General features: G+C 31.6%; 8 protein-coding genes. 7 read left to right on the top strand and 1 reads right to left on the bottom strand.

What is annotated here, in order from left to right:
- Nucleotides 1-182: 182 nt before the first annotated feature.
- A complete protein-coding gene (locus tag N4A68_05950) occupies nucleotides 183-320 on the bottom strand; it encodes a hypothetical protein (GenBank protein MCT4563848.1) in 138 nt (45 codons plus the stop codon).
- A gap of 127 nt (nucleotides 321-447) precedes the next feature.
- Here N4A68_05950 and N4A68_05945 point away from each other — a divergent pair, with 127 nt between their 5' ends.
- The 7 genes from N4A68_05945 to N4A68_05915 all read left to right on the top strand — a co-directional run bounded on the left by N4A68_05945 (nucleotide 448) and on the right by N4A68_05915 (nucleotide 6372).
- Complete coding sequence (locus N4A68_05945) at nucleotides 448-654, top strand: hypothetical protein (protein ID MCT4563847.1); 207 nt, start codon at nucleotides 448-450, stop codon at nucleotides 652-654.
- A 269-nt stretch (nucleotides 655-923) separates the two neighbouring features.
- Nucleotides 924-1256 (top strand): PadR family transcriptional regulator, encoded by a 333-nt coding sequence (locus N4A68_05940; GenBank protein ID MCT4563846.1) that lies wholly within the window; start codon nucleotides 924-926, stop codon nucleotides 1254-1256.
- The gene (locus tag N4A68_05935) at nucleotides 1237-1857 is read left to right on the top strand and encodes an ATP-binding cassette domain-containing protein (protein ID MCT4563845.1); all 621 of its coding nucleotides are present in this window, start codon (nucleotides 1237-1239) and stop codon (nucleotides 1855-1857) included. Before N4A68_05940 ends, N4A68_05935 begins: the two co-directional genes overlap by 20 nt.
- Nucleotides 1858-1860: 3 nt before the next feature.
- A complete protein-coding gene (locus tag N4A68_05930) occupies nucleotides 1861-2634 on the top strand; it encodes an ABC transporter permease (GenBank protein ID MCT4563844.1) in 774 nt (257 codons plus the stop codon).
- 47 nt (nucleotides 2635-2681) lie between these two features.
- Nucleotides 2682-3371, top strand: a complete 690-nt coding sequence (locus N4A68_05925; protein MCT4563843.1) for a Crp/Fnr family transcriptional regulator — start codon at nucleotides 2682-2684, stop codon at nucleotides 3369-3371.
- A gap of 180 nt (nucleotides 3372-3551) precedes the next feature.
- Complete coding sequence (gene hcp / locus N4A68_05920) at nucleotides 3552-5198, top strand: hydroxylamine reductase (protein MCT4563842.1); 1647 nt, start codon at nucleotides 3552-3554, stop codon at nucleotides 5196-5198.
- A 610-nt stretch (nucleotides 5199-5808) separates the two neighbouring features.
- Nucleotides 5809-6372 carry a hypothetical protein gene (locus tag N4A68_05915; protein MCT4563841.1) on the top strand — a complete coding sequence of 188 codons (564 nt, stop codon included), beginning with the start codon at nucleotides 5809-5811 and terminating at the stop codon, nucleotides 6370-6372.
- Nucleotides 6373-6392 lie beyond the last annotated feature (20 nt).

The following is a 6392-nucleotide window of genomic DNA, read 5'->3' as shown; positions in this document are numbered from 1 at the left end:
TGTGCTAAAATTATCTCTTGTTTTTCCACTAAACTAATCATCCCCTCAGCCTCCCTATGAAGTTTCATAGGGATATTTTATATTTCCTCTAGGGGAGGTTTCAATTATTTTACTAGGGTAATTTTAGATTATCATAAACAAAAATCTGACTAAAAGCCGTAGAATCCCATCTACCTAAGCTTTTACTTGTCCTTATCAAGTAAATCCTTAATCTGATCAGTTATGGGCTTTTCAGCTATATCAGAAGGTACTTTAATATGGCCTAAGGGTGTGCTGATGGATTCTATGTGTTCTTTACTTTCTTTTCTAGCTTTTTTCATTGGTGTATAACCTCCTATTAAAATGAATCTCAATATCTTTATTATGAGTTAAGAACATAGGATTTATTATTTTTTAGAATTAAAGAATGATATAATAATAATAAAAATGCTGTTTGAGGTGAAAACAATGATACGTTTATTATTTGTACTATTTATACCATTAGGTCTATTCTTTGTATTTCTAGGCATGCTTTTTATAAACTACGAATTATCTCCACTTAAGAGGATAGTGGACAAGGAATATGTTTATAAAAACAATAGGCTGGGGGTTCAGATAATGCTGCCAGGACTTATCCTCATGGTTATGTCTTGCTGGATAATATACAGTTTATAATAGAAAATACTAAGGTGAAAGAATAAAATTCAGTAATATATATGACTTTATCAATAATTGAATCCGTTGAACAAAAAATCCCTCTCCATCTAATAATCTAGAAGGTGGGATTTTTTAGATTGATTTCTTAGAAAATAATTATGCAATGGATTTACCTATTTAGTTGACTATTAATATTTTTATATGGTACAATATCAAATGTAGATATCAAATGTAGATATCAAAAACCGATATCGCTAAATGATAGTTTTGCTAGGACGGAGGTAATTATGAAAAATAAAATATTAAGAAAGCTTTTTTTGGGTTTTATGGAAATACATATATTGTATCATGCTAAAAAGGAGCCTATTTATGGTATTTGGATGATGAAAGAACTAGAGGGGCATGGGTATAGGGTTAGCCCTGGTACTTTATACCCCTTATTAAATCGAATGGAGAGGGAGGGATTATTAAGTAAGAGGGAAAAAAATGTGGATGGAAGAATAATAAAGCTCTATAGAACGACTAAGCTGGGAGAAGAAATTTTAAGGGAAGCAATAGAAAAAGCAAGTCAATTGACCCATGAAGTCAAGGAGAAGGGTGATGATGTTGATCCAGTTTAATAATATAAACTTGAGCTTTGATGATAAGAAAGTATTTGAAAATTTTAATATGAGGATTATTGAAGGGGAAAAAGTACTCTTAAAGGCACCATCGGGAAAAGGAAAATCAACATTGTTGAAAATGCTTTTAGGTTTTCAAAAATTTGATAGTGGAGAAATAATATTTGATGATAGGATGCTTAATAGGAACAATCTTCCATATTTTCGTAGAAACATAGGGTATGTAAGTCAAGATGTAGATATGAGAAACACAAAAGTTTGGGATTTTATACTTGAAGTATTTTCCTATAAATATAATGGACATATACAAATTGATAAAGACAAGGTTCTAAGTATGTTCAATTATTTTAAGCTGCCGTTAGATACAATAAATAAAGAAATTAGCCAGCTTTCTGGCGGAGAAAGGCAAAGGCTAGGTTTGATTGTATGTATACTAATGGATAGAAAAGTATGGCTTTTGGATGAAATTGCCTCTGGATTGGATAAAGATACAAAGGAAATAGTAGTGGATTATGTTTTAAAGCAGGATAAAACCATTATAATAATATCCCATGATACTATTTGGAGTCAAAATGGTGCCGTTAAAATAAAGGAGTGGTAAAATATGAATGTAAATGACATTTCTTATTTATCCATAGTTAGTTTATTGCTTCTTATAGTTCCAATAATTATGATAAACCATAGGTTAAATATTAAAGCAAACAAGAAAATATTATATTCTATAGGAAGAATGGTTATTCAGCTTAGTTTGGTAGGTATATTTCTTCAGCATATATTTAATATAAATAATTCCTTAATAAATTCTGTATATTTAGTTCTTATGATAGTGGTTGCTAGTTTTTCAGCAATCAAATCCTGTAATTTTAATGTAAATAAATTTATTATCCCACTATTTGGAGCCTTTATAATCCCAAATGTAATTGTGCTGATATTCTTTAATACTTTTGTTACAAGGCTGGAAAATTTGTTTAATGCCCAATATATGATTACTATTGGGGGAATGCTACTTGGTAATAGCTTAGGGGGTAATATTATATGTATAAATAATTTCTACAAGGCAATAAAGCAAAATAAAAACGAGTATTTCTATTCCCTAAGCCTTAGTGGAAATAAACTGGATGCCTTAAGACCATATTTTAAAAATGCTATTTTAGATTCCATAAATCCCACAATAGCATCTATAGAAACAATAGGTTTAGTGGCCCTACCCGGGATGATGACGGGACAGATTTTAGGGGGAGCTATACCTTTAACTGCAATAAAATATCAGATAGCAATAATGATAGCCATTTTAATAGCAAGGTATTTTAGTGCAATTTTGGCAATATTCTTTACGGCTCTTAAAGCATTTGATGATTATGATATTCTAATAGTTTAATTAAACCCTTTATCATAAAATATGATTTTTATAATGAGGAGATTTCTATGTACACAAAATGGATAGATTCTTTAAGAAAAGTAAAATTATTTAAAGGTATTGAAAATGATGAACTAATTGATATGCTTATTTGTTTATCACCAAGGATATCTTTATATAAAAAGAAAGAATATGTAACCATAGCAAATGACGAATTCACAGGGATTGGTATATTAGTTGAGGGAAATGTGATAGTAACCAAAGAAAATGCTGCTGGAGATAGAATAATTATGGCGAAATTAGAAGAGGGTGATTTGTTTGGTGAAATGATAGCCTTTTCCAATTATGGCAAATGGCCTGCAACTGTTATTGCCCAGACCAATTGTACAATAATATTTCTACCCTCCCATAAGATTATTGGTAATTGTCCAAGAATGTGTAGAGGACACAAGTTTCTAATACAAAATATGCTAACTTTGGTATCTCAAAAAGCCCTAGGACTTAATAGGAAAATGGAATACTTGACCATAAAAAGTATAAGGGGAAAGATAAGTACCTATCTATTAGAGCAATACAATAGGCATAGCGAACAAACCTTCATGATATCCTTGAAACGAAATGAATTAGCTGAATTTCTAAACGTATCTAGACCATCCCTATCAAGGGAAATGATTAAAATGAAAGACGAGGGAATAATTGATTTTTACAAATCATCCTTTAAAATAATTGATATTGAAAGATTAAAAAAAAGCATATAGTCTATATTCAAGGCCGCAAGCACTAAAATGTTTTGCAGCCTTTCTTTTTAAAATAAATTCTCCAATTTGAAATTGTTTTGGTAACATAGGATACCGAAATTAAAATCAAACTGTTATATGATATATGCATAACAATAAAGGTAAATTACTTTACTTTTACATTAAAAGGAGGATTTATATATGAGTATGTTTTGTTATCAATGTCAAGAAGCCGCAAAGGGAACGGGATGTACATTAAGGGGAGTTTGTGGTAAAACAGATAAAGTTGCTAATATTCAAGACTTAATGATTTACACTTTAAAGGGTATAGCTTTATTAGATCAACAAGGCAAAAAAATAGGAGTAAAATTCCCTAAAGCAGATCATTTTATTATGAATGGATTGTTTATGACTATAACAAATGCCAACTTCAATGATGAAATGTTTGTTGAAGAAATTAAGAAAGGCTTAGCATTAAGAGAAGAAATGAAGCAAGAGCTTAAAAACCAGGGTGTATCACTAGAGAATTTACATGATGCGGCGACATGGGCTGTTGACACAGATGAAGCCATAAAGGCAAAGTCAGAATCCCTAGAGGTTGGCGTATTAGCTACAGAAAATGAAGATGTTCGTTCACTTAGAGAATTAATAACATATGGAGTTAAGGGTATGGCTGCATACGCAGAGCATGCGTATAATTTAGGAAAAGAAAAGGTTGAAATATATGCATTCATGTCAAAGGCACTTGCAGCTACTTTAGATGATACATTAAGTGCAGATGACTTAGTGGCACTTACACTTGAAACTGGAAAATTTGGAGTAGATACAATGGCTATGTTGGATGCCGCTAATACAGGGGCCTATGGAAACCCAGAAATTACTGAAGTAAATATTGGAACTCGTAATAATCCAGCTATCCTTATTTCAGGCCATGATTTAAAGGATTTAGAGAGATTATTAGAGCAAACTGAAGGTACTGGAGTAGATGTATATACCCACAGTGAGATGTTACCAGCCCATTACTATCCAGCATTCAAAAAGTACGATCATTTTGTAGGAAACTATGGTAATGCATGGTGGAAGCAAAAAGAAGAATTTGAAACATTTAATGGACCAATACTATTCACTACTAACTGTATAGTACCTCCAAAAGCTGAACATATAGAAAGAATATATACTACTGGGGCAACAGGATTCCCAGGATGCAAGCATATAGTAGCTGATGAAAAGGGCGTTAAGGATTTCTCTGAAATTATAGACCATGCAAAGAAATTGGATTCACCAACAGAAATCGAAACAGGTAAGATCGTAGGAGGCTTTGCCCATAACCAAGTATTAGCTTTAGCTGATAAAGTAGTAGATGCAGTTAAAACTGGAGCTATTAAGAAGTTCTTTGTAATGGCTGGTTGTGATGGAAGAATGAAATCCAGAGACTACTACACAGAATTTGCTGAAAAGTTACCTAAGGATACTGTAATATTAACCGCAGGATGTGCTAAATACCGTTACAATAAGTTAAACCTTGGGGATATAGGCGGAATACCTAGAGTATTAGATGCTGGACAATGTAATGACTCATATTCATTGGCAGTTATAGCCCTTAAGCTTAAGGAAGTATTTGAGCTAAATGATATAAATGAATTACCAATAGCATATAATATAGCTTGGTATGAGCAAAAAGCTGTAATAGTTCTATTAGCATTATTATACCTTGGGGTGAAGAATATCCACCTAGGACCAACTTTACCGGCATTCTTATCACCAAATGTAGCGAAAGTATTGGCTGATACCTTTGGAATTGGTGGAATAGGAACTGTTGATGAAGATATAGAAATGTTTATGAAGTAAGAATTAAATAAGATGATCAAAGCTTTAGACTTTATATTTAGTATGAGTCTAAAGCTTTTTTATTGCATTAACTAGAAAAATGATATAATTACATAAAGTAGTATTTAATGGGGGGGAATGGGTATGAGTAAAACAAGTCCTAAGGAGCAATACATTTCGTTCAAGATTATATAGAAGATAATTTAGATAAAGTATTGACCATAGAATCCTTAGCAAGTATTGTAAATCTTTCTCCTTTCTATTTCCATCGATTATTTAAAAACCATGTTAATGAGTCGCTATATATAGGGTTCCAAAAGTTAAACTTAATTGATACATCTCAAAATATCCCATGCTTCTAGGGAGTTTTGATGTGTATAAATTAACCGTTTAACTGGAATATGTATAGATAGAAAAGGAGCTAACATTAAAGGGTTAGTTCTTTTTTCTATGTCTGAAATCAAGCAAGTTAAATACAAGTAAAATATTTCTAAATAATTACAAATAAATTAAATTATATAAATAGCATTTAAAATATAACTTGAGTGTAATATAATTACAATGGATGATAAATTTACTATATACCTGATAGGCTAATAGGAATTATGGAAGGGGGGGTGACTGATCATATATGTTACTAATATATAGGATAGCCTTTATAACAGGAATTTTGTATGCTGCAGCTACTTTGATTTTGGGTCATTTATTCGATTCCTTGGATTTTGATGGGGATGTGGATTTTTCAATATCAAGCTTCCTGCCAATAAAACCAGTAACTATTGTTTCTTTTATAACGGTATTTGGTGGGGTAGGAATAATGGCCACGATAAATGGATTATCTACAATAATTGGGCTTATTATTTCATTAGTCATAGCTTATGCAATTACATTGCTTATCTATAAGCTAATAGTATTACCATTATTTAAGGCTCAAAATACTAGCGCGGCTTCACAAAAAGACCTAATAGGTATAACTGCAAAGGTTACATCAAAAATATTTGAGAATTCCTTTGGACAGATTACCTATGCAAATAAGGGCAATACATACTCTTCACCGGCTAAAAGTATAGACAAAAAGGCTATTGAAACAGGTAGTGAGGTAGTCATTATATCCATAGAGAATAATATTTTCTATGTAGCAACTAGTGAAGAGTTATTTTCCGACGATCCAGCACATGGGTATACAACAAAATAGAAAGTTGAAAGGATGATTTA

Origin of the sequence: Maledivibacter sp. (assembly GCA_025210375.1) — a bacterium.
Taxonomy (GTDB): Bacteria; Bacillota; Clostridia; order Peptostreptococcales; family Caminicellaceae; genus JAOASB01.
This window is presented reverse-complemented; position numbering and strand designations above follow the sequence as displayed.